At 70.9% G+C, this 24,532-nt stretch carries 24 protein-coding genes; 13 read left to right on the forward strand and 11 right to left on the reverse strand.

Going from position 1 to position 24,532, the window contains the following annotated elements:
* The first annotated feature begins 94 nt into the window (after nt 1-94).
* The 3 genes from ACTWPV_RS36775 (at nt 95) to ACTWPV_RS36785 (ending at nt 2,407) form a co-directional block, all read left to right on the forward strand.
* Nucleotides 95-745 carry a GntR family transcriptional regulator gene (locus ACTWPV_RS36775; protein WP_443155315.1) on the forward strand — a complete coding sequence of 217 codons (651 nt, stop codon included), beginning with the start codon at nt 95-97 and terminating at the stop codon, nt 743-745.
* Entirely contained in the window at nt 742-1,461 is a 720-nt protein-coding gene (locus tag ACTWPV_RS36780; RefSeq protein WP_443155316.1) for a haloacid dehalogenase type II, read from the forward strand. Before ACTWPV_RS36775 ends, ACTWPV_RS36780 begins: the two co-directional genes overlap by 4 nt.
* 121 nt (nt 1,462-1,582) lie before the next feature.
* The gene (locus ACTWPV_RS36785) at nt 1,583-2,407 is read left to right on the forward strand and encodes an ion transporter (RefSeq protein ID WP_443155317.1); all 825 of its coding nucleotides are present in this window, start codon (nt 1,583-1,585) and stop codon (nt 2,405-2,407) included.
* Between the two features lie 9 nt (nt 2,408-2,416).
* Here the strand turns inward: ACTWPV_RS36785 and ACTWPV_RS36790 are convergent, their stop codons facing one another.
* Nucleotides 2,417-3,514 carry an alkene reductase gene (locus tag ACTWPV_RS36790; RefSeq protein WP_443155318.1) on the reverse strand — a complete coding sequence of 366 codons (1,098 nt, stop codon included), beginning with the start codon at nt 3,512-3,514 and terminating at the stop codon, nt 2,417-2,419.
* 51 nt (nt 3,515-3,565) lie between these two features.
* On the opposite strand from ACTWPV_RS36790, the gene ACTWPV_RS36795 reads away from it, so the two are divergent.
* A complete protein-coding gene (locus tag ACTWPV_RS36795; RefSeq protein WP_443155319.1) occupies nt 3,566-3,928 on the forward strand; it encodes a MerR family transcriptional regulator in 363 nt (120 codons plus the stop codon).
* A 258-nt stretch (nt 3,929-4,186) separates the two neighbouring features.
* On the opposite strand, the gene ACTWPV_RS36800 is transcribed toward ACTWPV_RS36795, so the two are convergent.
* Nucleotides 4,187-5,116, reverse strand: a complete 930-nt coding sequence (locus ACTWPV_RS36800) for a helix-turn-helix domain-containing protein (protein WP_443155320.1) — start codon at nt 5,114-5,116, stop codon at nt 4,187-4,189.
* A gap of 93 nt (nt 5,117-5,209) precedes the next feature.
* Between ACTWPV_RS36800 and ACTWPV_RS36805 the strand changes: the two genes are divergently transcribed.
* Nucleotides 5,210-5,521: a hypothetical protein gene (locus ACTWPV_RS36805; RefSeq protein WP_443155321.1), complete on the forward strand. Its 312-nt coding sequence runs from the start codon at nt 5,210-5,212 to the stop codon at nt 5,519-5,521.
* 199 nt (nt 5,522-5,720) lie between these two features.
* Complete coding sequence (locus ACTWPV_RS36810) at nt 5,721-6,596, forward strand: DUF4394 domain-containing protein (protein WP_443155322.1); 876 nt, start codon at nt 5,721-5,723, stop codon at nt 6,594-6,596.
* Nucleotides 6,597-6,683: 87 nt separating this feature from the next.
* On the opposite strand, the gene ACTWPV_RS36815 is transcribed toward ACTWPV_RS36810, so the two are convergent.
* From ACTWPV_RS36815 to ACTWPV_RS36835, 5 genes are all read right to left on the reverse strand, one after another.
* On the reverse strand, nt 6,684-7,154 hold the full coding sequence (locus ACTWPV_RS36815; protein ID WP_443155323.1) for a TspO/MBR family protein: 471 nt from the start codon (nt 7,152-7,154) through the stop codon (nt 6,684-6,686).
* A 49-nt stretch (nt 7,155-7,203) separates the two neighbouring features.
* Nucleotides 7,204-9,405 (reverse strand): rhamnogalacturonan lyase family protein, encoded by a 2,202-nt coding sequence (locus tag ACTWPV_RS36820; protein ID WP_443155324.1) that lies wholly within the window; start codon nt 9,403-9,405, stop codon nt 7,204-7,206.
* A gap of 175 nt (nt 9,406-9,580) precedes the next feature.
* Nucleotides 9,581-10,618 carry a LacI family DNA-binding transcriptional regulator gene (locus tag ACTWPV_RS36825; RefSeq protein ID WP_443155325.1) on the reverse strand — a complete coding sequence of 346 codons (1,038 nt, stop codon included), beginning with the start codon at nt 10,616-10,618 and terminating at the stop codon, nt 9,581-9,583.
* A gap of 342 nt (nt 10,619-10,960) precedes the next feature.
* Nucleotides 10,961-11,569 (reverse strand): glyoxalase, encoded by a 609-nt coding sequence (locus tag ACTWPV_RS36830; RefSeq protein ID WP_443155326.1) that lies wholly within the window; start codon nt 11,567-11,569, stop codon nt 10,961-10,963.
* A 100-nt stretch (nt 11,570-11,669) separates the two neighbouring features.
* Entirely contained in the window at nt 11,670-12,257 is a 588-nt protein-coding gene (locus ACTWPV_RS36835) for a TetR/AcrR family transcriptional regulator (protein WP_347643468.1), read from the reverse strand.
* Between the two features lie 69 nt (nt 12,258-12,326).
* Between ACTWPV_RS36835 and ACTWPV_RS36840 the strand changes: the two genes are divergently transcribed.
* On the forward strand, nt 12,327-13,232 hold the full coding sequence (locus ACTWPV_RS36840; protein ID WP_347643467.1) for a DMT family transporter: 906 nt from the start codon (nt 12,327-12,329) through the stop codon (nt 13,230-13,232).
* Between the two features lie 34 nt (nt 13,233-13,266).
* On the opposite strand, the gene ACTWPV_RS36845 is transcribed toward ACTWPV_RS36840, so the two are convergent.
* Entirely contained in the window at nt 13,267-13,851 is a 585-nt protein-coding gene (locus tag ACTWPV_RS36845; protein WP_347643466.1) for a hemerythrin domain-containing protein, read from the reverse strand.
* A 190-nt stretch (nt 13,852-14,041) separates the two neighbouring features.
* Here ACTWPV_RS36845 and ACTWPV_RS36850 point away from each other — a divergent pair, with 190 nt between their 5' ends.
* Nucleotides 14,042-15,244 carry a hypothetical protein gene (locus ACTWPV_RS36850; protein WP_347643465.1) on the forward strand — a complete coding sequence of 401 codons (1,203 nt, stop codon included), beginning with the start codon at nt 14,042-14,044 and terminating at the stop codon, nt 15,242-15,244.
* Nucleotides 15,245-15,399: 155 nt separating this feature from the next.
* On the opposite strand, the gene ACTWPV_RS36855 is transcribed toward ACTWPV_RS36850, so the two are convergent.
* Complete coding sequence (locus ACTWPV_RS36855) at nt 15,400-15,615, reverse strand: hypothetical protein (protein ID WP_347643464.1); 216 nt, start codon at nt 15,613-15,615, stop codon at nt 15,400-15,402.
* A gap of 81 nt (nt 15,616-15,696) precedes the next feature.
* Nucleotides 15,697-16,296 (reverse strand): hypothetical protein, encoded by a 600-nt coding sequence (locus ACTWPV_RS36860; RefSeq protein ID WP_443155327.1) that lies wholly within the window; start codon nt 16,294-16,296, stop codon nt 15,697-15,699.
* Nucleotides 16,297-16,668: 372 nt separating this feature from the next.
* Here ACTWPV_RS36860 and ACTWPV_RS36865 point away from each other — a divergent pair, with 372 nt between their 5' ends.
* Both ACTWPV_RS36865 and ACTWPV_RS36870 read left to right on the forward strand, forming a co-directional pair.
* Nucleotides 16,669-17,925, forward strand: a complete 1,257-nt coding sequence (locus ACTWPV_RS36865; protein WP_443155328.1) for an erythromycin esterase family protein — start codon at nt 16,669-16,671, stop codon at nt 17,923-17,925.
* Nucleotides 17,926-18,186: 261 nt separating this feature from the next.
* Nucleotides 18,187-18,384 (forward strand): hypothetical protein, encoded by a 198-nt coding sequence (locus tag ACTWPV_RS36870; RefSeq protein WP_347643461.1) that lies wholly within the window; start codon nt 18,187-18,189, stop codon nt 18,382-18,384.
* A 4-nt stretch (nt 18,385-18,388) separates the two neighbouring features.
* On the opposite strand, the gene ACTWPV_RS36875 is transcribed toward ACTWPV_RS36870, so the two are convergent.
* Nucleotides 18,389-21,367, reverse strand: coding sequence for an FAD-binding and (Fe-S)-binding domain-containing protein (locus ACTWPV_RS36875; RefSeq protein ID WP_443155329.1), 2,979 nt, complete (start codon nt 21,365-21,367; stop codon nt 18,389-18,391).
* Nucleotides 21,368-21,652: 285 nt separating this feature from the next.
* Here ACTWPV_RS36875 and ACTWPV_RS36880 point away from each other — a divergent pair, with 285 nt between their 5' ends.
* The 3 genes from ACTWPV_RS36880 to ACTWPV_RS36890 all read left to right on the forward strand — a co-directional run bounded on the left by ACTWPV_RS36880 (nt 21,653) and on the right by ACTWPV_RS36890 (nt 24,406).
* Complete coding sequence (locus tag ACTWPV_RS36880) at nt 21,653-22,024, forward strand: YciI family protein (protein WP_347774481.1); 372 nt, start codon at nt 21,653-21,655, stop codon at nt 22,022-22,024.
* Entirely contained in the window at nt 22,021-23,232 is a 1,212-nt protein-coding gene (locus ACTWPV_RS36885; protein ID WP_443155330.1) for an RNA polymerase sigma factor, read from the forward strand. The genes ACTWPV_RS36880 and ACTWPV_RS36885 overlap by 4 nt, the downstream gene beginning before the upstream one ends.
* A 418-nt stretch (nt 23,233-23,650) precedes the next feature.
* The gene (locus tag ACTWPV_RS36890; RefSeq protein ID WP_443155331.1) at nt 23,651-24,406 is read left to right on the forward strand and encodes a helix-turn-helix domain-containing protein; all 756 of its coding nucleotides are present in this window, start codon (nt 23,651-23,653) and stop codon (nt 24,404-24,406) included.
* Nucleotides 24,407-24,532 lie beyond the last annotated feature (126 nt).

Consider the following 24,532-nt stretch of genomic DNA (forward strand, 5'->3'; position numbering starts at 1 on the left):
ACCGTGGCCGGCAGCTCCATGCCGCCTTCCCGGCCGGTCCGCGGGTGCGGGCCTCGATTTGGCTGACTCACTGGATAGCTGTTATACAGTTACCATGTCGATTCACCCGGTCACCGTGGCGGACGCGGTCGCCGACCAGCTGCGCCGCCGGTTGTTGTCCGGCCACTACCGAGGCGGAGACCAACTGCGCGACACCGAGCTGTCGCAGGAGTTCGGCGTGGCCCGGCCCACAGTGCGCGCAGCCGTGCAGACGCTGGTGGCAGAAGGGCTGCTCGATCGCGGGCGCGGACGCAGCGCGCAGGTCCGGACGTTCACCGCCGAGGACGCCATCGACCTGGGCCGGCTGCGCCGCCCGATCGAGACGATCGCCGTCGAGATGATCATTTCGCGGGCCCGGCCCCTCGCCGGCATCGCCGCGGCGGCGCGGGCGTTCTCCGCGCTGGGCGACGACGTCTCGTGCGACGTGGTCGCCGGCCATGACGTGGCCTTCCACCGGGCCGTGTTCGTCGCCGCGGGCTCGGCCCGCCTGCTGCGCACCTTCGACGAGCTCAGCGCCGAGCTGCGCCTGCTCATCGCCCAGCTTCGCCCGGCCTACGACAGCGTCTCCGACCTGGCGCGCGAGCACGAGCTGCTGCTCGATGCGTTGCGCTCCGGCGACGTCCAGCAGGCCAGGGCCGCCTGGAACGCCCACTGCGACGACTCGGAACGTTTCTACCTCGACCTCATCCAGGAGCACGCACGGTGAACTTCAACGACTTCGACGCCCTCAGCTTCGACTGCTACGGGACCCTCATCGACTGGGAGGCCGGCATCGCCACCGTGCTGCGCGCGTGGGCCGGCACGCACGGTCTGCGGATGAGCGACGAGCACCTGCTGACGGCCTATTCCGCGCACGAGGCGCAGGCCGAGGCCGACCACCCGGGCGACCTCTACCCGCGGATCCTCGCGCGGGCGATGCGTGGCCTGGGCGCGCAGCTCGGCGTGCCGGTCAGCGACGCCGAGGCCGAGTCGCTGGCGGTCTCCGTGCCCGACTGGCCGGCGTTCCCCGACTCGGCGGAGGCGCTGGAGCGGCTCTCGCGGCGCTACCGGCTCATCATCCTGTCCAACGTCGACCGTGCCTCCTTCGCCGGCTCCAACAAGCGCCTCGGCACCACCTTCACCAGCGTCCTCACCGCCGAGGACGTCGGCTCCTACAAACCCGATCCCCGCAACTTCGAGGCGCTGGCGCGCGAGGCCGAGCGGCTCGGAGTGGCCGAGGGCAGGCTGCTGCACGTGGCGCAGAGCCTGTTCCATGACCACGTGCCGGCCAAGGCCGCGGGCCTGCCCACCGTGTGGATCAACCGCCGTCACGACAACGCGGGCTGGGGCGCGACACCGGAGCCGTCGGCCGGCGTCACCCCTGACTGGACCTTCACCTCCATGCGCGCGTTCGCGGACGCGGTCGACGCCGGCAACGCCTGACGCCCGCCCGAGCACGGTCCCGGACGAGCATGCCGGTCGTCGCCCAGCACGTCCCGCCTCATACGATGATCGACGCCCCGGCGCCGACATTGGAGGCTGAACGTTGCTGGATCGAGAACGCGTGCGCGCTCTCCTCGCCCACCCGCGCTTCGAGCGGGCGATCATGGCGGTCATCGTGCTCAACGCGATCACGATCGGCTGTGAGACCTCCTCCTTCGTGATGGGGTGGATCGGCGAGCCTCTTCACGTCGTGGACCGCGTGGTGGTGGGCGTGTTCGTCCTGGAGCTCGCCGCCCGCCTCTACGCCCACCGGGGCGCGTTCTTCAAGGATCCGTGGAACTGGTTCGACACCGCCATCGTGGGGATAGCGCTGGTGCCCGCCTCCGGGCCGGCCTCCGTGCTCCGCACCTTGCGGATCATGCGGGCGCTGCGCCTGGTCACCGCGGTGCCCAGCATGCGCAGGGTCATCTCCGCGCTGATGGCCGCCATTCCCGGCATGGCCTCCATCCTCGGCCTACTGATCATCATCATGTACGTGGCGGCGGTGATGACCACCCAGTGGTTCGGGCGGACGGCGCCGGCGTACTTCGCCGAGATTCCGACCTCCCTGTTCACCCTGTTCCAGGTGATGACCGGGGAGGGCTGGCCGGACATCGCCGACCAGATCATGGATGCCCATCCGTGGGCATGGATCTTCTTCGTGACCTACATCCTGGTGTCCTCCTTCGTGGTGCTGAACCTGTTCATCGCGGTCGTCGTCAACGCCATGGACGACGAGAGCACCTCCGCGGAGGAGCAGCGCACCGACGACCGGCTCAGGGCGATCACGGAGGAGCTGGCGCGCCTGCACGCCAAGTTGGACGCCCTTTCCCCGCGGGCCGAGAGCAGGACCGGCGGGCAGGAGGACGACCCCGAAGCGTCACCCAGCCTGTCGAACGCGAGCTGACCGGCTGCGTCACCGGCAGAGCGTGAGGGCGTCCAGGCTGGGATAGTCGGTGTACCCGGCGGCTCCGTGCGTGTACAGGTGGGCGGTGTCGATCGGCTGGAGAGGGGCGTTACGGGCGAAGCGGGCCGGCAGGTCGGGGTTGGCGATGAACGCCCTGCCGTAGGAGACCAGGTCGGCCAGTCCGGAGGCGAGCGTGGCCTCGCCGGCCTCCTTGCTGGTGGCGGGGCGGTTCTCCCCGACGTTGGCGATGAGGGTGCCCCGCCAGCGGGGCCGCAGGTCGGCCAGAGCCGGATAGCGGTCGCCGTCGGTGAGGTGCAGGTAGGCCAGGCCGAGGCCGTCGATACGCTCGACGAGGTCGCGATAGACGGGGCCGGGGTCGCTCTCCACCATGCCGAACTGCGGGTTGCCCGGCGACAGGCGCAGCCCTGTGCGGTCGGCGCCGATCGCGCCTGCCACGGCGGTGACGACCTCGACGGGGAAGCGGACGCGGCCTCCAGCCGTGCCGGGGCCGTACTCGTCGTCGCGGAGATTGGTGTTGTCGGCCAGGAACTGGTGGATCAGGTAGCTGTTGGCGCCGTGCAACTCGACCCCGTCGAAGCCCGCCGCCATCGCGTTGCGGGCGGCGGCGACGTGGTCCAGGACGGCCTGCCGGATGTCCGCCCTGGTCATCACACGGGGCGTGACGGGATCGGCCTTGCCGCCGTCCCGTACGTGGACCGGACCGGGCGTGGGCACGGCCGACGGGCCTGAAGGCACGTCGGCGGCCAGGCGCGACAAGGGGTGACCCTGCCGGCCACCGTGCATGAGCTGGGCGAAGACGCGGCCACCGGCCGCGTGCACGGCCTCCGTGACGGCGCGCCAGCCGCGGACGTGTTCTGGCGTCTCCAGGCCCGGCATGCGCCATCCCGACTGGCCGCGGGCACTGGGCCAGATGCCTTCCGTGACGATGAGGCCGGCACCCGCTCGTTGCGCGTAGTGGTCGGCGACGATCGGCAGCGGGGTGCCGTCCTCATGAGCGCGGAAGCGCGTCATCGGGGCCATCACCATACGGTTGGGGAGCGTCAGGCGGCCGAGCCGGCAGGGCGTGAGCAGCAAGGAATCAGTCATGCCGGTACGGTAAGAGTTGACATTGGTGTCAGGTTCAACCCGAGGTACGGCATGCGGATCGGTGAGCTGGCTCAGCGGACCGGCGTGAGCGAGCGGTCGCTGCGCTATTACGAGCAGCAAGGGCTGCTCCAGGCGGAGCGCACCCCTGGCGGCCACCGCGACTACGCCGACGGGGCCGTGGAGCGGGTCATCCGCATCCAGGAGTTGTTCGCCGCCGGGCTGTGCAGCGCCAAGATCGCCCAGCTGCTCCCGTGCCTGGGCGACGGCAAGGGCGGCGCGGCCGTAACGGCCACACCGTGGCTGGCCGACCAGCTCACGAAGGAACGTGAGCGCATCGACCGCATGATCGGCGACCTCGTCCGTTCCCGGGATGTCCTCGACGACGTCATCAGGGAAGCCCAGGATCGCGGGTGATGATCCACCCAGCGCCCCGCCGCGATGGCGGATCGGCGCTCCACCAGTCGTGCCGGCCGCCGGCGCGTATCCCGCGGGCAGTTCGTCGGGGCCGCCGGTCAGGTCCAGGCCTCCCGGAGATGTCTGCAAGGACCACCCACCCACGGATCCAGACATACCGCGCTCGACTCGGCTTCGGAGGGACCGCCCGCGAGGGGAGGCGGGCAAGCTCAGGCGGCGGCCCCGAAGGGAGCGAACCGGCGCGGGCGGCGGAAGCTGTCAGCGCGGTCGGCGGCCGCGGTACGTACGGCGGTACGCCGTGGGGGTGGTGGACGCGTCGCGTGACAGGTGTTGCCGGAGGTTGGCGGCCGTACCGAGGCCGGAGCGCCGGGCCACCTCGTCGACCGGCAGGTCGGTGCCCTCCAGCAGCCTGCGCGCTTCGAGAAGGCGCTGGGCGGCCAGCCAGCGCAGCGGGGTGGTGCCGGTCTCCCGGGCGAAGTGGCGGGCGAACGTCCGCGGCGCCGATCCCGCCTGGCGGGCGAGGTCGGCGACGGTGACGGGTTCGGACAGGTGGTCCAGCGCCCAGGCGCACACCGCGGCCATGCCCTCGCCGCTGGACGGCAGCGGCCGTTGCAGGAACTGGGCCTGACCGCCCTCCCGGTGTGGTGCGACGACCAGCCGCCGCGCGACCCGGATCGCGGCCTCCGGGCCGTGGTCGGTGCGCACCAGATGCAGGCACAGGTCGATGCCGGCGGCGAATCCGGCGCTGGTCAGCACGTTCCCGTTGTCGGCGTACAGGGTGTCGGGGTCGACGTCGACAGCCGGGTAGCGGGCGGCGAGGTCGGCGGTGTCCATCCAGTGAGTGGTCGCCCGGCGGCCGTCCAGCAATCCCGCCGCGGCCAGCGCGAAGGCACCCGTGCAGACCGAGACGATCCGGGCACCGCGTGCGGAGGCGGCGCGCAATGCGTCGAGCACCGGCAAGGAGGGCTCCACCAGGGGTGCGTAACCCGGCACCACGATCGTGCCGGCCGTGTCGAGAGCGTCGAGCCCCAGCGGTGCGTGAAGGTCGAAGCCCGTGGTCGACGGGACCGGCCCCGCCGATTCGGCGCAGACGGCGAACGAGTACTCCTCGCCGCCGAACACCTCCGCGGGGATGGCGAGGTCGAAGGCGACCACCTTCGGCAGGGCCAGACCCACAACACGATGCATGGCAGGATTCTTACGCTAATAGGCTTTTCTGTCACTCGTCACCAGTCCGTCGCCCGGCGAGGATGACGATGCACGTCAAGGCAGGGAGAAGCCATGTTGTTCCTCGACGCGTCCTCGTTCACCGCCGAACGTCCATGGGGCGCCCTCGACATCACCGAGATCGACAACGCCACCGTCCGGCTGCACTGGACCGACGAGCCCTACATCTGGCACGTGAACGACGGGCCGGAGGTCTTCGCCGTCATGGACGGCGTCGTCGACATGCACTACCGCCGCGACGGCCGGGAACATGTCGAGCGGCTCACCCCCGGCCGCATCTGCTACGCCGAGCCGGGTGACGAACACGTCGCGCATCCCGTACCCATGGCCCGCATCCTCGTCATCGAGCGCAAGGGCAGCATCTAGCCGGTCCCCACCTCGGGTGTGACGCGGCGGTTGCGCTTGATGACAAAGGCGGCCCCGCTCCTGGCAGGGCACTTTGACATTTGTCACGAGGACATGTCCGCCGTCTCCGGACAAGCTGTTGCTGCTTGCAGCACGCCGGTGAACGCAGGCGGCAAGGGCCGCGTGAAAGGGCCGGCACAACTCGATGGAGGAGCACCCAATGCGAGGACAGATCACGAAAAAGGTTGCCTTACTGATCGGGTTCGCGACAGCGGCGGCCCTCGCTGTCGGGCCGGCGGGAACCGGCCAGGCGGCGAGCTCCCCCTCGGCCGCGGCTCCCTCGCTGCGGGCGTACGGGATCACCGACGACGGCCGGCTGATGGCCACGTTCACCACCGACAAGCCGGAAGAGCTCAACTGGGTCAGGCGCATCACCGGGCTGGTCACCGACACCTTCGTGATCGGGATCGACTTCCGCGTGCAGGACGGCAAGTTCTACCCCGTCGGCAACCACGGCGGCATCTACACGATCTCGCTCCCGACGGGCAACCAGGACGTGGTCGTCACGAAGGTCTCCCAGCTCCAGATGGGGCTCAAAGGCACCGCGTTCGGCGTCGACTTCAACCCCGCCGCCGACCGGCTGCGCGTGATCAGTGACAACGGCCAGAACCTGCGGCACAACCTCAACGACGGCACGACGGTGTCGGACACCTCGCTGAGCAACGGCCCCGGCTCGCCGGCCTCCGGGGTCACCGCCGCCGCCTACACCAACAACGACCTCAACGGCGACACCGCGACCACGCTGTTCGACGTCAACACCACCACCGCGCAGATCGTCGTCCAGTCACCGGCCAACAACGGGCTGCTCGCCCCGACCGGCGCGCTCGGCATGCCGGTCGCCACGAATGCGGGCATCGACGTCTACAGCGACCTGAGCAACGGCAAGACCGTCTCGAACTCGGCCTTCGCCACCCTCGTCGTGAACGGTGACGCGACGCTCAACACGGTCGACCTGCTCACCGGCGCCGCCACCCCGATCAGCGACCCGTTCCCCCTGACCATCACCGACATCGCCGTCGCTCTCGACACCCACTGAACCGCCTCGTCCGCCCGCTGATGTGAGCCCGTGCCGCCTTCCGCGCGGGCTCACCGGCGCTGTGCGCGGACCGCCGCGGCGGCCGGGTCATCCGTCGCGGTTCCGGCGGGCGATGTCGGTGTTGAGTGCGGTGGCGAACACCGTCCAGCCCGCGTAGGGCAGCAGGAACAGGCCCGCGCGGCGATCGGCTGACCATCCCCGCCGGACGAGCACCGCGTTGGACGCGTTGAGGACGAGGATCTCGGCGAGCGCCAGGCGCGGGTTGCGGGCCCGGAAGAACAGGGCCGGCCATGCGGCGTTGAGCACCAGGTTGCCGGCCAGGGCACTCCGGAACGCCCGGCTTTCGTCCTGGTCACCGCGAGAGATGGCCCGCGCGCCCGCATAGGCGATGAGAGCGTACAAAGGGGTCCAGACCAGGCCGAAAGCCTGGGGCGGCGGCTGCCACGACGGCTTCTTCAACCGCTGGTACCAGCCGGAGCGCGCGTCGGTGGCGAGCGCTCCGGCGACGGCGGTGGCGGTCACCGCGAGAGCCGTTTTCAGGAGGAGTTTTCCTGTCATCGCCGTCTCCTGCCCAGGAGCGACGCCACCGCACGTGAAGCCTGCGCGGTCAGCGCACGTAGACGTCGGGCTGGGGCGGGGTGCCCATGGCGTCGCCGATGAAGAAGCTCGGGTGCGGCGGCTGGTTGTAGGCGGTGTTCTGCCAGGCGAGGGCCACGCGGTACTGCGGGTCGTGCAGCAGAGTGTGGATCTTGGTGGTGGTCGCGTGGGGTGTGGCGTAGATGCGCAGGGCGCGGTCGTCGGTGGTGGGCCAGATGACCTCCTCGCGCCAGTCGCCGAGGATGTCGCCCGACAGTGACGGAGTGGCCTTGGTGCCGTTGTTACTGTGGACGCCGGAGGCGGTCAGCAGGCGGGTCTCGCCGCCGGTGCCGTACTTGTCGATCCTGGTCTGGTCCAGCAGCTCGCGCACAGGGTCGGCGTCCCACCAGGACAGGAAGTTGGCCGAGGACGGCTGGCGGCCGACGACCGTACCGGAGGTGTCGCGCAGCCCGTTCTGCCCCGCCCCCGCGGCCCAGGACTCGGCGCCGGGGCTGCCGGCGTAGATGTCGCCGGCCACGCCGCGCCCGGGCCCCTCGCCGTCGGAGCCCGAACCGGTGCCGGTCTGCCACAACACCTGTCCGGTACGGGCGTCGACCATGTACAGGCCGGGCCGGTCGGCCGGCTCGGAGATCTTCACGTACTCCAGGCCCGCGCGGCGGGGATCGAGGTCGCCCAGGTGGGCGGCGTCACCGTGGCCCCATCCGACGTTCCACAGGCGCCCGCCGTCGTCGTCGATGGCGGCGGCGCCGTAGACGATCTCGTCGCGGCCGTCGGCGTCCACGTCGCCGACGGTGAGGCTGTGGTTGCCCTGGCCGGCGTACGAGCCGTTGCCCGAGGCGTTGCTGTCGAACGTCCACCGCTTGACGAGCCGGCCGTCGCGGAAGTCCCAGGCGGCGATCACGGCGCGGGTGTAGTAGCCGCGGGCCATGATGAGGCTCGGCCGCTGCCCGTCCAGGTACGCGGTGCCGGCCAGGAAGCGGTCCACCCGGTTGCCGTAGGAGTCGCCCCAGGAGGAGACGTTGCCGCGGGGCGGGTCGTAGTTCACCGTGGACAGCGCGGCGCCGGTCCGGCCGTCGAACATGGTGAGGAACTCGGGCCCGGACAGGATGTAGCCGGAGGAGTTGCGGTAGTCGGCGCTCGCGTCGCCGATGACGGTGCCGCGGCCGTCGACGGTGCCATCGGCGGTCTTCATGGCGACCTCGGCCCTGCCGTCGCCGTCGTAGTCGTAGGCCTGGAACTGCGTGTAGTGGGCGCCTGCCCGGATGTTGCGGCCCAGGTTGACGCGCCACAGGCGGGTGCCGTCCAGCTTGATCCCGTCGATGTAGACCACGTCGGTGGTGCCGGACTGGGAGTTGTCCTTCGAGTTGTCGGCCTCCCACTTCAGCACCAGGTCGAGGCGGCCGTCGCCGTCCAGGTCGCCGACGGAGGCGTCGTTGGCGTGGTGGCCCGAGCTGGGCGGGGAGAGGGGCACGTCGAGATAGCCGTTCGCGAAACGGAGCGAGGGTTCGGAGGCCGGGCCCTCGGTGCCGCCGGTGACCGGTCGGACCGTGTAGGAGGCGTCCTGCGCCGCCCCGGAGTCCAGGTAGTTGGTGGAGTCGGTGACGGTCGCGACGCGCGTGCCGCCTCGATAGACGGTGAAGGACGTGTCGCGCGGCTCGGTGCCCAGCAACCGCCAGGAGACCAGGTTGCCGTTGCCGGAGCGGACGCTGATCAGGCCGCGGTCGAGGTCTTCCGCCTGCTTGGCGTCCGCCGGGCCAGTGGGGGTGACCGTGGGGGTCGGCTCTCCGGAGTCGCCGGTGCAGGTGACGCCGTTGAGCGCGAAAGAGGCGGGCGCCGGGTTGCCGGAGCCGTTCCATGAGGCGTTGAAGCCGAACGTCGTGCTTCCGCCCTGCGGGATCGCGGCGTTGTAGCCCGCGTCCTCGGCCCTGACGGCGGAGCCGTTCTGCGTGGCGGTGGCGTTCCACGCCTGCGTGATCCGCTGTCCGGCAGTGAACGACCAGTCCAGGTGCCAGCCGTTGACGGCTTCGCCGACGTTCCTGATGGTCACGTTGCCGGTGAACCCGCCGGACCACTGGGCGGCGACGGCGTAGTCGACCTCGCAGGCCACCGCGGCGGAGGCCGGCGACTGCAGGCCGACGGCGGCCGCGGCGACCAGGCACACGGTGCTGCCGAGCGTTGTGACGAGCAGCGCTGGACGGGATAAACGTTTCATTGAACGTCCAATCGGTGTACGGATCCCGATGAGGTGCCGAGCGCCCACACGGTAAGAAGGCACTGACCAGGGTGTCAACGAGACACCGCCGCCCAGCCGGCGGGTGGTTGTTACCTTTCAGGTCAGTGGCGGAAAGCGCCTTCCACGTCGCTGAAACTTTCGTGACCCGAACGGATCAGCGGCAGGGCGGAGCGGTGGACTCGCGAACGACCAGCCGCGGCCGGTAGACCAGCTTCTGATGGCGGTGCCCCGGCCGGGTCTCGTCCAGCAGCAGTTCGGCCGCGACCCGGCCCAGCTCGCGCTTCGGCTGCCACACGGTGGTCAGCGACGGGGCCAGCTGCGCGGCGAACGCCACGTCGTCGTACCCCACGACCGACATCTCCCCCGGCACCGCGATCCCCCGCTCCTTCAGGCCGCCGATCACTCCGAGCGCCGCGGTGTCGTTGAGGCAGATGATCGCGGTCGGCGGATCGGCCGCGCCCAGGACGTCCTCCAGCGCCGCCGCGGCGGTCACCGTGATGTCGGGCGACGGCACGCGGACGTCCAGCACGCCCCGGTCCGGGTCCAGGCCGGCCTTCAGGAACGCCTTACGCACCCCGGCGTGGCGCTCGGCCGTCTGCTGCACCTCGATCGACGCGCTGAGCAGGGCGATCCGCCGATGCCCCAGCACGATCAGGTGTGCCGCGACCTGCTCACCGCCCCACTGGTTGTCCATCGACACCGAGCACAGCCGGCCGTCGGACCTGTGGTCGAGCAGCACCACCGGGACACCGCGCCCGGCCAGGGAGACCAGCGGATCCAGGTCGGCCTCGACCGGGGTGATGAGCACGCCGCGCACGCGCTGCTTCTCCAGCTCCTGCAGGTAGTGCCGCTCCCGCCCCGGCTGCAGGTCGGTGCTGCAGGTCATGAGCATGCAACCGTCCTGGAGCAGCCGGTCCTCCACCCCGCGGCACACCTCGGTGAAGAACGGGCCGGCGATGTCCAGCGTCACCGCGCCGACCAGCGGGCTGGGCATCCCTCGTAACCGCCTGGCGGCGTTGTCGGGCAGGTAGCCCATGCGTTCCATCGCCGCGTGCACGCGCCGGCGGGTCTCCTCGGCGACGAGCTCGGGACTGTTGAGGACGTTGCTCACCGTCGTCGGCGAGACCCCGGCCTCCCGGGCGACCTGGCGCATGCCGGGGCGGCGCGGCTCGGTCGAGGCGTCCCCACTCACCGCAGCACCATATCCGGCGCCTTCGACGGAGACCTCGTTCGCGTTCCCGATCGGTCAGCGGAACACCACGCGTGATCGTCACTGCGGCGTAACGCACCCACGCTCCGCGTTCGGCCACTCGACGACCTCCTGAGAGGCTGGTGGGGTGCGGATCGAGTTGCTGGGGCCGGTACGGGCCCACGCCGATGACGGGACGCCGATCGAGATCGGAGGTCTCCGTGTCCGCATGCTGCTGGCCAGGCTCGCCCTCTCCCCTGGACGGATGGTGCGGGCCGAAGCGCTGATCGACGCGCTGTGGCCCGCCGGCCTGACAGGCTCCCCTGAAGGGCTGTCAGGCGGCGGTCATGCGCTCTCCCACGCGAAGCCGTCCGGATCGGTGAAGGACCCGGCGTCGCCGCCGATGACGAGCCGGTGCGATCCGGTGCCGTCAGGAGCGACGCCGGCGGCCTTGGCGAGGGCGCGCCGCTTGAGAAGGGAGAGCTTGACGGGGCTGGACGGAGCGGCGAACTCGACGTATCTGCGGCCGTAGCTCTTCGTCACGGCGAAGCCGCGGTCGACGTAGAACTGCTTGCTAGCGGCCACGTCCGTGACGCCCAGCTGGAGCACGATCTCGTCGATCTGCCGGGTGGCCGGGCCGGTGTCCTTCTTCGACGAGGACGCGACCGTCCGACGCGTCCCGTCCGGGGCCTGTACCACGCCGCCGTAGCCCCACAGCGACTTCGCGGCAGGCTTCACCGCCGTGGCCCCGGCGCCGACAGCGGCGTCGATGAGCGCGTTGACGGTGGCCGGCTGGGACACGACGAGCGACAGGGTGAACCCGCGGAAGCCGGTCGCCGGCGCCGCCGGGGACCGCAGCCGCACCTGGTCGCCCAGATCGAAGGCGGTGGCGTAGAAGTGGCCCGCGGCCGCGGTGCCGGCCACCTCGAAGGTGACGCATGTGATGGAAGCCATGACCGTCACGCTAGTTGCGGCCCGCTGACCCCCGCTTCTCCGATTCTGACCGGTTGTCACGCCGGGACGGGGCTCGTTCCGATCGCGCGCTCATGGGGCCTCACGTGGCGGCGAGCAGGGTTTCGGCCTGTTCGCGGGCATGGCCGATGGGGTCGGCGAAAATGCTGAGGCCCTGGCCGACGAGCGCTCCTTCGTGGAGCAGCATGAGCGTTCGGCCCAGGTGAGCGGCCCTCTCGGGGGCGAGGTCCCGGGCGAGGTCGGTGAACAGGGTGAGCATCCACTGCTTCTGCCCCGTGATGATCGGATAGGCCGGGTGGGACGGATCGCTGATCTCGGCGTGGGCGTTGACCATGCTGCACCCCTTGTGGCTGTGCTGCGCGGCCCACTCGCGTGACGCGTCGAAGACGGCCAGGACGCGCGCCGCCGGCGCCGGCTCCGCGGCGTCCAGGTGGCCGGCGAGGAAGGCGCGCCAGCGTTCGTCGCGATCCGCGAGATACTCCACGACGATCTGCTCCTTGCAGCCGAACCGGTCGTAGAGGGTCTTCTTCGTCACCCCGGCCTCGGCGGCGATCAGATCCACCCCGACGGCATGGATGCCGCGCTCGTAGAACAGCCGCGCGGCGGCCTCCAGGACGCGCCGCGCGGCGGGCGTCATCGTGATCCGCTGGAGCCTGTCGCTGCTGCCCATGACACTGATTATACCGATCTGTATAGTGAAGGGAAAGGTATACAGATCGGTATAGTTAAGGACGCCGTCGTGAATCTCCTGCTCTCGATCGCTTTCGTGCTCTGCTGGAGCTCCGGCTTCATCGGGGCGAAGCTCGGCGTGGGCACCGCCTCCGCGGTCACGATCCTGATGTGGCGTTTCCTGCCCCTGGCCGTCGTCCTGGTGGCCATCGCCGCCCTCTCGGGAACGTCGTGGAGAGGCCTCACCGCGCGCGACGTCGCCCGGCAGGCCATGATCGGCGTGCTCTCGCAGAGCGGCTACCTGCTCACCGTCTACTACGCGATCCAGCTCGGGGTCTCCAGCGGCACCACGGCTCTGATCGACGGCGTCCAGCCGCTCGTCGCCGGAGCACTCGCCGGACCGTTGCTGCATCAACCCGTCGCACGCAAGCAGTGGCTCGGCCTGGGGCTGGGAGTGGCCGGCGTGACCGTGGTCACCCTGGCCGACGCCACGTCCGGCGCCGGCGCTTCCTGGTGGGCCTATCTCATCCCGCTCCTCGGCATGTTCTCGCTGGTGGCGGCCACGCTGCTGCAAGGCCGCTCCCGTACGCAGATCGCCCCCGCGGTGTCGATGACCGTGCACTGCGCCACCAGCGCCGTCATCTTCACCACGCTGGCCGTGAGCGCGGGAGCCGCGCTGCCGCCCGCCGACACCTCGTTCTGGATCGCGATCACCTGGCTGGTGGCCTTGTCCACCTTCGGCGGGTACGGGCTGTACTGGCTCATCCTGAGGCGCTCCGGAGTCACCAAGGTCAACACGCTCATGTTCCTCATGGCCCCGGTCACGGCGGTGTGGGGAGCGCTCATGTTCCGTGAGCCCTTCCACGTGCAGACCGCTCTCGGCCTGGGCGTCTGCCTCGCCGCGGTCGTCATCGTCTACCGCGGCGAGGTCTCGCCGGCCCGCGAGAACTCGCTCGTATCGAGCACCCGCGGGTGAGGGCGAGACCTCCTCGGAGGCCGCGCCGTCACGGTCAGGGATTCTTGCCCATCGCCTGGCGAACCACGTCACGGACGCGGTCCATCATCGCGACCGGTGTCCCGACCAGGACGTTCTTGACGGCCGACTCGGTGCCCGGGTGCGGGTGCGTGGGGGCCATAGCCTCGGCGGCCTTGACCCCGGCGGCCATGCTGCGCCGCTCGGCCGGGCTGGTGTGGGCCCGGAGCTGGAGGAACTCGTAACGTTCCTCGCTGCGGGCGTGCGCCTCGACGGCGGCGCGCAACGTCGCCAGGTTCTGCAGGAAGTCGGGGGCGTCCGGGCCCGCCTCGTCCATCCGCGACAACATCTCCTTGGCTTCGTTCTCCTCGGCGAGCCGGTCGTCGACCACGGCGTCGCCGCCGTCGATGGTGCGGCGGGCGTGGGGGTGGACGATCTCCTCCTCGGCGGTCTCGTGCACGGCCAGCATCCGCACCAGCCGGCTGAACGCCTCGTCGCGCCGGCCGGCGGGCGCCTGCTCGACCTCGTCGAACAGGTCCCGGATCATTCCGTGCTGGGCCTGCAGCAGGTCGATGACGTCCGTCTCGTCCATCGTCTCCGGCGCCGTCTTCTGGTCGGTCATGGCGATCCTCCTCCGAGTCCAGGCGTGGCCTACCCGACGGAAGGAGCGGCACGCCGGCGCACGTCAAGGACTGCGGAAATGCTTACCGAATCCGGAATCTCGGGCGGGAGCGCGCAGAGACCGGACCGGGAAGCCTCGGGTAGGGCGGGGCCTCCGCACCTCTCTGACCAGCGCGAAGGAGCGCACGCACATGACCTTCAATCCGCTACAGGAGCGGGGCATCCCGCTGGACAAGCAGCTGCGCAACTGGCGTGAGCTCAACGTCACGCCAACCGATCCCGATCACGCCGACCCGTACACGCGGTGCCGGATCATCACGATGAACGGCATCGAGGTGGAGGCGATCATGTTCAGCCACCACCTCGCCCGCCACTGTCCCGACGTGGAGCTGAAACAGCAACTGGCCCGCGTGCGTTACATCGAGGCGCAGCAGCAGAAGGCGGTCAACTGGCTGCTGCCCGGCCTGGCGTCGGTGCTGGAGACCACCATGGCCTACGAGCAGGTCGCCGTCGACCTGACCGCGTGGGTGGCCCGGATGGAGCCGGACGCGTATCTGAAGCAGGCCTACCAGTTCGGCGTGCTGGAGGACTTCGACCACCTCTACCGCTACGCCAACCTCTACGAGATGATCGAGCACCGCAAGGCCGAGAAGATCGTCGACCAGCTCACCGAGGTGATGCCCGGCCGGCCGACCTACCTGCACCACCGCAACCCCGTCGACAACGTACGCGAGCCCTACGACAGGAGCTCGGCCGCGCCCATCTCCAAGCTGCACGCGCTGACCATCATGTCGGCCGAGCAGCAGACCATGAACTTCTACATGAACGTCGGCCCGATGTACATGGAGCCCATCGCCCGGCAGCTCTACCAGGAGATCGGCCTCGTCGAGGAGGAACACGTCACCCACTACGAGTCGCTGGTCGACCCCGGCGAGAGCTGGTGGGAGATGCTGCTCAACCACGAGTACAACGAGTGCTACCTCTACCACTCGTTCATGGAGACCGAGTCCGACCCCAAGGTGAAGAACATCTGGGAGCTCCACCTCAACATGGAACTGGAGCACCTGCGGCTGGCGGCCGAGCTGTTCAAGCGGCACGACGGCCGCGACCCGGAGCAGGTGCTCGCGCCCGAGCTTCCCGCTCCGGTGACGTTCGAGCCCAACAAGCAGTACGTGCGCGAACTCATCGCCACCCAGATCGACTACACCACCCTGGGCACCGGCTACGTGCAGGAGGCGCACGAACGCTTCGAGAAGATGCAGGAGGCGATCATGGGCGGCGAGAAGGCGCCTTCCGAGCGGGTCATCGACGACAACCGTGCCAAGTCCGGCCACGAGTACCGGCTGCAGACCGAGGGGGAGCACCCGGTCCACAGCCTGGCGTCCAACCGCTGATGCCCTTCGAGGCGGCGTCATCGCGCACGGCCGGGCAGCGAGGGGTGCCCGGCCGTCACTCGAGGCGCCGGTCGGTCGTCGGCCACCGGTCCGTCCGGCAGGGTGAGCTGGGAGGAGGGGGCCCGGCGGCTACGGGAACGTGACGGGGACGCCGGTCAGGCGCTGGCGGCCGCTCGCCAGCGCGCCAGGATGCTCTCGTCGTCGGTGTTGCCATGCCACGCGGCTCCCTCGGGAATCACGTACGGGAGCCAGGTCGCGTAGTCGGGGGCGTCAGGGGCGATGTCGCGCGTGCCGTCCACGCGGGTCCCGTCCGGCAACACGCTCGACTCGGGCACCCGCAGGACTCCGCCGGCCAGCATGATGGCGGTCATGAGCTGCGTCCCTCCCGTCGCACCGGTCACCGGTTCCCCCCTCAGAATAGCGCGCGCGTTCAGCAGGGCAAGGAGATCCGGTCAGCCCATCCCATAGCGTCCCGAAACCCATAGATAGGCACGCTGGGCGGCGTCCTCGTCGCCGAATAAGCTGATCAGGCGGCGGGCTCTCCCGGTGAGCACGCAGGCGAAGGCCTCGGCATAGAGCTCGGCCGCGTCCTGCCGGAAGGGCGGCGCCAGATGCGGCGCGTGCGACGCGTGCAACCGCGACCAGAACACGCCGCGCGACGGCATGCCTTCCAGATGATCCGTGGCGTGCCCCAGCTCGTGCCCGGCCACGCTGACCGACGGAGACGGCACGCTGCCGACGCCGACGCGCCGCCGGTTGGGGTCGTAGACGCCGGCGCTGCGCTCCCAGCCGCCCTGCTGGACCGGCAGCGCGACACCGCGAAGAGCCTCGAAGCCGGGCAGGTCGGGCACGGCGCCGGGCCCGACCACGATGCCGCCGTCCAGGTGGGCGGCCAGGCGGGCCCCTAAGGCTCGCGGCACGGCGGACAACGTCATGATGGCCAGGAGGACCTCGGCGGGCGGGAAGGTGCCGGGATTCCAGGCCCGGGTCAGCCGGCGCTCGAGCGCGCCCACGTGGAGCCAGCCCGGCCGCCCTCTGCTACGGCCGGCCAAACCCATCTCCCCCGGTGTCCACCCTGCACGACCGCCCAGCCGTGCCCGCAGCCCCACAGGGCGAGAGCCATCGATGGCGCGATCAACGTCGATGATCGCAAAGAACTCTAGCGAGGGTTGCGGTGCCGCGCATCCGCGCTACCCAGGCCCCCATCCGGGTGGCCGCAGGTCCACAACCGGGGCGGCCGGTCTAACCCTGCGCACGGCCGCGCTCGGCCCAGGTTCGATGACCCGGTGACCGCGCGTCCTGTGGACTTGACGCGTGATCGAGTTCGACCACGTCAGCCAGTTCCCCGAGGACGTGAGGGCGCCTGACGGCGTGCCCTTCACCGTCGGCCGGGCGTTCCCCGGACGTCAAGGAAGTGAATTCACATGAGCCGCAAGCTCGCCCGAACGCTCGCCAACCTCTCCCTGCTCGCTCTGCTGGCCACCGGCTGCGCAGGCGTGGACACCTCCCGGGTGACGCCCGACGCCGTGGTCCCCCTCGACCGGGCCCCGCTCTCCGACGCCGCCGGCAAACGGGTGGTCGGGATCGGCGAGGCCACGCACGGCAACAAGGAGTTCGTCCGGACCCGCGCGCTCATCATCAGGAAGCTGGTCACGGACCACGGCTTCCGCACGGTCGCCCTGGAGGCCGACTTCGGCGGCACGGCGGCGGCCAACGACTATGTCATGAAGGGCGAGGGCAGCGCGCGGGCCGCGGCCGCCGCGCTCGGCTTCGACATCTACCGGACCCGCGAGATGGCGGATCTGATCGAATGGATCCACGACCACAACACCGCTCTCCCCGACGCGGACAAGGTGCGCCTCTACGGCTTCGACATGCAGCGCTACGACCGCAACAAGGAACGGCTGCTGCGCTATCTCGCCACGGCCGACCCCGCCCGGGTCCGCCACGCCGAGGAGTCGCTGGCCGACCTCACCGATGCCACCAGGTCCAGCCAGGACAAGGCGAAGGTGACCGCGGCCGCCACCGCCGCCGAACGGCTCGTCTCCCACATGAAGGACCATCGCGACACGTACGTGAGCCGCACCTCCGAGGGATCGTTCGTGCTCGCCGTGCACCACGCCGAGACGATCCTGCGCGGCGCGCGGTTGCAGGTGTCCGGGGGCGACTACTCCCGCAAGCGGGACGCCTGGATGGCCGAGAACGTCGGCTGGATCGCCGCCCTGGAGAGATCCCAGGGACGGAAGAAGATCATGGTGTGCGGCCACAACGGCCACATCGACAAGAGCGGCGCCGCGTTCTCGTTCGCGTCGATGGGACGGCGGCTGGCCAAGACGTACGGCAAGGACTACTTCACGATCGGCACGGAGTTCGGCGAGAGCACCTTTGTGGCCAAGGACGAAGATTCCGGGCAGCGCAAGCGGTTCACCGTGAGCCACGACTCGCCCCTGGCCAAGCTGTTCGGCGACGAGCCGCTGGGCTACGTCAACGTCGCGCGGGCCTCGGCCAGGCCCGGCAACCGCGAACTGCTCGCCTCGGAGATCCCGATGGGCAGCGTCGGCGACGCGTTCCGGTCGGTCTACAGCCACCTGAGCTCGGCCTACACGGTGACGATGACACCCGCCCTGGCCTACGACGCCCTGGTGTACGTGCCGAAAGCCGGCCCGGTCACGCCGTTGTGACGGACGGCGGGTCACCCGCCGGCGAACGACGCCCCCTGCTCACCAGGTCTCGCCGGCCTGCCGGCGCCCATCGCCGGCGTCACGGTCCTGGCCGACCGGACGCGGCTGGCGACGATGAGCCTGCCCGATCCGGTGTGAGCTCGCCGCCGGGGCGGAAATGGCCCACCTGACGAGCAGACCGGGCGAGGCGGTCACAGTGAGCAACATCAACTTTGCATAGGGTAACCGATAATTACTTCCGTTACTGCCTGTGGAGGCACCATGAAGTCCACCGCCCGTATGACCGCCATCCTGGCCACCGGCGCCATGCTGACCGTCGTACTCGCCACTCCCGCCGCCGCCGCTCCGGCCCCGTCAGAAGACCTGCTCAGCTCGCTGCTCGCCCTGGTGGGCAACCTCCTCGGAGGAATCCTGGGCGGCGGAGGGTCGCTCGGCATCCTTCCCGGCCTCCTCGGCTGAGCATTCACGGCCGTGCGAGGGGCGACGCCGCCGGGTCGGCTCCTGGCGTCAGGTGGGCGGCGAGAAGCTCGGCCAGGTGCAGCGGGCGGCGTTCGGGCGCGGTGTGGTTGATCTGGGTACGGCAGCTGAAGCCGTCGGCCAGGATCACCGTGTCCGGGCCGGCCCCGCGAATGGCGGGCAGCAGCTCATGCTCGGCGCAGGCCAGTGACACCTCCATGTGCCCGGCCGTGAAGCCGAAGTCGCCCGCCAGGCCGCAGCAGCCTCCCACGGTGCTCAGCCGGGCCCCGGCGCGGGCCAGCAAATCCTGGTCGGCCTGGTGGCCGAGGACGGCGTGCTGGTGGCAGTGCGGCTGGCCGAGGACGTCACGGTCGATGGCGGGCGGCTGCCAGCCGTCGGCACGCGTGAGCAGTTCGGCCAGCGTCGTGGTCTGCTCGGCCAGGCGTGCGGCGTCGCGGTCGTGCGCCAGCAGGGCGAGAGCGTCGTCGCGGAAGACCGCCGTGCAGCTGGGTTCGAGGCCGACGACGGGGATGCCCTGCCGCAACAGCGGGGCGAGCGTGCGCAGGGTGCGGCGCAAGATCCGCCTGGCGATGCCGAGCTGGCCGGTGGAGATCCAGGTGAGCCCGCAGCACAGGGTGCGCGGCGGGATGAGCACCCGGTATCCGGCGGCTTCGAGCACCCTGACGGCGGCGGCCGCGATGCGCGGCGCGAGGTTGTCGGTGAAGGTGTCGGGCCACAGCAGCACGCTGCCGCGCTCGCCGGTGCCGCGCGGGCCCCGCCGCCGGTAGGAGTCGCTGAAGCGGGTACGCGCGAAGACCGGCAACGATCGGCGGGGTTCGATGCCGCCCAGCCGCTTGACCAGCCCGGCCAGGCCGGGAGCGTGGGTCAGCGCGTTGACCGCGCCCGGCGCGAAGGCGGCCAGGCGGGCCCACAGCGGCAGCCAGCCCATGCTGTAGTGGGCCGCGGGGCGCAGCCGGTGCGCGTAGTGGTGGGCGAGGAACTCGGCCTTGTACGTCGCCATGTCCACGTTCATCGGGCAGTCGTGCTTGCAACCCTTGCAGGCCAGGCACAGGTCGAGCGCGTCACGTACCGCATCGGAGCGCCAGCCGCCGGCGACGGGGGTGTCGGCGTGACCGTTGAGCATCTCGAACAGCAGCCGGGCCCGGCCGCGGGTGGAGTGCTCCTCCTCGCCGGTGGCGCGGTAGGAGGGGCACATGACGCCGCCGGTGTGGCTGCGGCACTGGCCGACGCCGACGCAGCGCATCACGGCCCATTGGAAGCTGCCCTCGTCGTGGGGGTAGCCGAATGCCGTGGCGGGTTCCGCGGGCGTCCACGCGCTGCCGAGGCGCAGGTCGTCCGTCGCCGAGTTCGGGGGCCTGTCCGGGGCGACGATCTTGCCGGGGTTCATCCGGTTCTCGGGGTCGAAGAGGGCTTTGACCTCGCGGAAGGCGGTCATGACGTCGGGGCCGAACATGACGGGGAGCAGCTCGGCCTTGGACTGGCCGTCGCCGTGCTCGCCGGACAGGGAGCCGCCGTAGGAGACGACCAGGTCGGCGGCGCGGCGCAGGAAGGCGTGGAAGGCGGCGACGCCGTCGGCGGTGACCAGGTCGAAGGGGATGCGGGTGTGCACGCAGCCCTGCCCGAAGTGCCCGTAGAGCGCGGCCTCGCCGTAGCCGAACTCGGTGAACAGGCGGCGCAGGTCACGCAGGTACTCGCCGAGCCGCTCCGGTGGTACGGCCGAGTCCTCCCACCCTTCCCAGGTCACCCGCATGTCCGGGACACGGGCGGTGGCGCCGAGCCCGCCTTCGCGCAGGGCCCACAGCTGACGTTCGGCCTTTCCCTCGTCGAAGGAGGACACGTGCGGCTCGTGCCTGCTGCCGCGCAGGTCGCCGATGAGGGCGTGGGCGTGCCGGTCGGCCTCCTGCCGGGTGCGGCCGGCGAAGGACACCATCAGCCAGCCGCCGCCTTCGGGCAGCCGGGCCAGCGCCTCGGCGTTCATGTGCCGGCGGCGTTCGTCGCCGATGAGCCTGTCGTCCAGCCCTTCCAGCTGCAGCGGGCGGTGGGCGGCGACGCGCGGCACGGCCTCGGCGGCGGCGACGACGTCGGGATAGCCGAGCAGGACCAGCGTCTCGTGCTCCGGCACGGGCACGAGCTTCAGCTCCGCCCGCAGCACGGTCACCAGCGTGCCCTCCGAGCCGACCAGCGCCCTGGCCAGGTCGAAGGGCCCGCCGGGCAGCAGCTGGTCGAGGTTGTAGCCGGACACCCGGCGCGGGATGTCGGGGAAGCGGGTCACGATCTCGCCGGCGTGCTCGCCGGCGATCTCGCGCAGCCGCCGGTAGAGGCCGGCGCGGCGGCCGCCTTCCGCGAGGATGCGCTCGTACTCCTGCTCGCTGGTGGGCCCGACCCACATGCGCGTCCCGTCGTAGGTGAGGACTTCCAGGCGGGCGACGTTCTCGGAGGTCTTGCCGTAGGCCTGGGCGGTCGAGCCGCACGAGTTGTTGCCGATCATGCCGCCGATCGTGCAGTGGGAGTGGGTGGACGGGCGCGGCCCGAACATCAGGCGGGTGCCCGCGAGCCGCCGGTTGAGCTCGTCGAGGACGATGCCGGGCTCGACCACGCACGTCGCGGCCTGCTCGTCGACGGAGACCAGGCGGTCGCAGTACTTCGACCAGTCGATGATCACGGCGACGTTGCAGGCCTGCCCCGCCAGGCTCGTGCCGCCACCACGTGAGGTGATCGGCGCGCGGTGCTCGCAGCAGACGGCCACGGCCTCGACGGCCGCCTCCACCGTGCGGGGCACGACCACGCCGAGCGGGACCATCCGGTAGTTGGAGCCGTCGGTCGAGTAGGCGCCGCGGCTGCCGGGATCGAAGCGTACCTCTCCGTCCACGCGGGACCTCAGGTCCCGCTCGAGGTCCCGCACGCGCACGTACGGCTGGCCGTCGCGGCGGCGTACGGGGGTGGGAAGGTGCTCGGTCCTGGCCATGGCCATCACTTCCCCGGCTGGGACGACGTGTCATCGGATTGCCGCCTGCCCCCTCGCGCGGGCCTGAATCCCGGCCTCACGGGAGATCGCTTCTTTACGGCGCGGTCCGCTCCCACGGCTCGCCTATCCTGCGACGACAGGGAGGACGACATCGCGGGCCAGGGCGACGGGCGAGCAGATCTCGTCCGAAAAGTTCCGGCGGGGATGTCAAGGCGACGGCGGCGGCTCCGACCAACCGGTCGAAGGGGCCCCGGCCGGGGCTCCGCGCGACACGAGGAGTACGACATGAAGTTCCTGATCGGCATGCACATCAACCCGGCCGTGCTGGACGCGCTGACCGACGAGGAGAAGGCGGCGATCGGCGAGGGTCACGCCAGGTTCATCGAGGCGCTGAAGGAGTCCGGCGAGCTGATCAACACGCAGGCGCTGGTCGACCCGTCCCAGGCGGCCGTGGTGTCCGTGCGCAACGGCCAGCCCGTGGTCACCGACGGCCCGTTCCTGGAGTCGAAGGAATTCCTGGGCGGCTTCTACCTGATCGACTGCGAGAACAAGGAGCGGGCGATCGAGCTGGCGGCGCGGATCCCGGACGCCGCGATCCAGGGGCTGGGGGTCGAGGTGCGGCAGGTCATGTTCGCTGACGGGCCGTCGGAGGCATGACGGCGCCGGCCGTCGAGGACCTGCTGCGCGAGCTCGCGCCGCAGGTCCTCGGCACGCTGGTACGCCGGCACGGCCAGTTCGAGGGGTGCGAGGACGCCGTGCAGGAGGCCGTGCTCGCCGCCACCGTGCAGTGGCCGGCCGAGGGGGTCCCGGGCAACCCGCGCGGCTGGCTGGTGACCGTCGCGTCCCGGCGGCTCATCGACCAGGTGCGCAGTGACCACGCGCGCCGCGAGCGGGAGTCGGCGACGGCCGCCGAGGTGGCGCCGCAGGACGTGCCGGACACCGACGACACGCTCCTGCTGCTGTTCCTGTGCTGCCATCCGACGCTGACCGCGGCCTCCCAGACCGCCCTGACGCTGCGGGCGGTCGGGGGCCTCACCACCGCCGAGATCGCCCGCGCGTTCCTGGTGCCGGAGGCCACGATGGCGGCCAGGATCAGCCGGGCCAAGCAGCGCATCAAGGCCGCGGGCAGCTCGTTCAGCCTGCCGGACGGCGCGGAGCGGGAGGAGCGGCTGCGGGTCGTCCTGCACGTGCTCTACCTGATCTTCAACGAGGGTTACACCGCCTCGTCGGGCAGCGAGCTGCACCGCGTCGACCTCGCGCACGAGGCGATCCGGCTGGCCAGGACGGTCCACGCGCAGCTGCCCGGCGACGGGGAGGTGACCGGGCTGCTCGCGCTGATGTTGCTGACCGACGCCCGCAGGCAGGCGCGTACGACGGCGGCGGGCGACCTGGTGCCGCTGGCCGAGCAGGACCGCTCGACGTGGGACCGCGCCCTGGTCGACGAGGGCATCGAGCTGGTCAAGGCGTCGCTGGCCGCCCCGGCGCTGGGGCCGTACCAGCTGCAGGCCGCCATCGCCGCGACGCACGCCGACGCGGCGACGGCGGAGGAGACCAACTGGCCGCAGGTGCACGCGCTCTACCTGATCCTGGAGCGGATCGCGCCCAACCCGATGGTCACGCTGAACCGGGCGATCGCGCTCGCCGAGACCGAGGGCCCGGCCGCGGGGCTGGCCCTGCTGTCCACGTTGGACGGCGACGAGCGGATGGCCGGCCATCACCGGCTGCTGTCCGTACGGGCTCACCTGCTGGAGCAGACCGGCGACACGGCCGGTGCGTACGAGCATTACCGGCGCGCCGCGAAGGCCACCGCGAGCATCGCCGAGCAACGTTATCTGGAGTCACGGACCGGGCGGGTGCGACCCTAGCCCTCCTTGACCGCGCGGAACCACGCGTTGCTGCCGGGCAGGAACTGCAGCACGATCGCCGGGACGACGAAGAGCACGGGAAGCGATCGTCACGGTCCGCGGCGCAGGCGTCCAGTAAACGCTCGCGTCCTGCTCGAGCGGCTCGGGCTGTGGTGTGGCCGAGCCGTCGGGTGGCGGCGGTTGGTGACCGGACGGCGTGGGCTCGGGCTCGCTCGTCATGGTCACGCAGTTTTCCACAGGACTGCCGGGACCGGTACCGAGCCGTTTCAGAGCGCTTTCAGCGACGGTTCACCGCACCTCCTGACGATGGTCGCCCGATGCCGTGCGATCGAGCGAACAGGGGGAGCCGCGTGCCCCGTGAGACGACGACCGTCCCGGCGGGCGTGGCGCCCTGCGGAGCGGCCAGGGCTGCGGCCCCGTGATCGGGACGCGGCGGCTTCGGCTCGGCGGGCTGACCCTGGTGGGCGACCCGGAGGTCCCGGTCGTGGAGGAGGACGCGTACGCGCTGGTCGTCCCCTTGGGGCGGCAGGAGGGCGGCGCGTTGTTCCTGTACGGCCCCGCGCGCGGGACCCGGTGGGCGTCGGGGAGCGCCTGCGTGATCGTCCCGAAGGCTCTCGTGCAGCCGCCGGCCGGGTTGACGTGCCGGGAGGTTCCCGCCACGAGCGGGATCGCCCGGCTGCTGGCCGATTTCGTCACCGACGTGTGGAACGACCGGGAGGGCTTGCGGCCCGCCGACGGCCCGCGGGTGGGGATGGCGCTTGTGGGGCTGGTCTCCGCGCTGCTCCACCATCTGGGGGAGGGCGGTCACGGCGGCATGCGGCAACGGTCCGGCAGGGACGTGCTCGACCAGCGCATCCGTACCTTCATCCAGTGGCATCTCCGCGATCCCGATCTGACGCCCGGCAGGGTGGCCGCCGCCCATAACATCTCGCTCAGCCACCTGCACGGGCTCTTCGCCGAGCAGGACCTCACGGTCAGCGCCTGGATCAGGCGGCAGCGGCTGGAACGCGCCCGGCGTGACCTGGCCGATCCGGCGCTGCGGGGCGTCTCCATCCAGGACGTCTCCGCGGCCTGGGTCTTCTCCCACCCGGCTGACTTCAGCCGGGCTTTCCGCCGCGCGTTCGGCCTGTCGCCCAGCGGCTTCAGGCGCCGGGCGCTGGCGGAGCCGGGGTGAGGTCCGCCCCGGCCGGCGCCTCCTGACCGGCATCTCCTGAGCAGCAGGGCCTGCGCGGCGAGGTGCGGCAGGCTGATGCAGCTTGCTGGCAATTGCGGCATATGTGCAGAATGAGGTCGTTCGTCG

This window comes from Nonomuraea sp. KM88 (genome assembly GCF_052245635.1).
In the GTDB taxonomy this organism is placed as follows: domain Bacteria; phylum Actinomycetota; class Actinomycetes; order Streptosporangiales; family Streptosporangiaceae; genus Nonomuraea.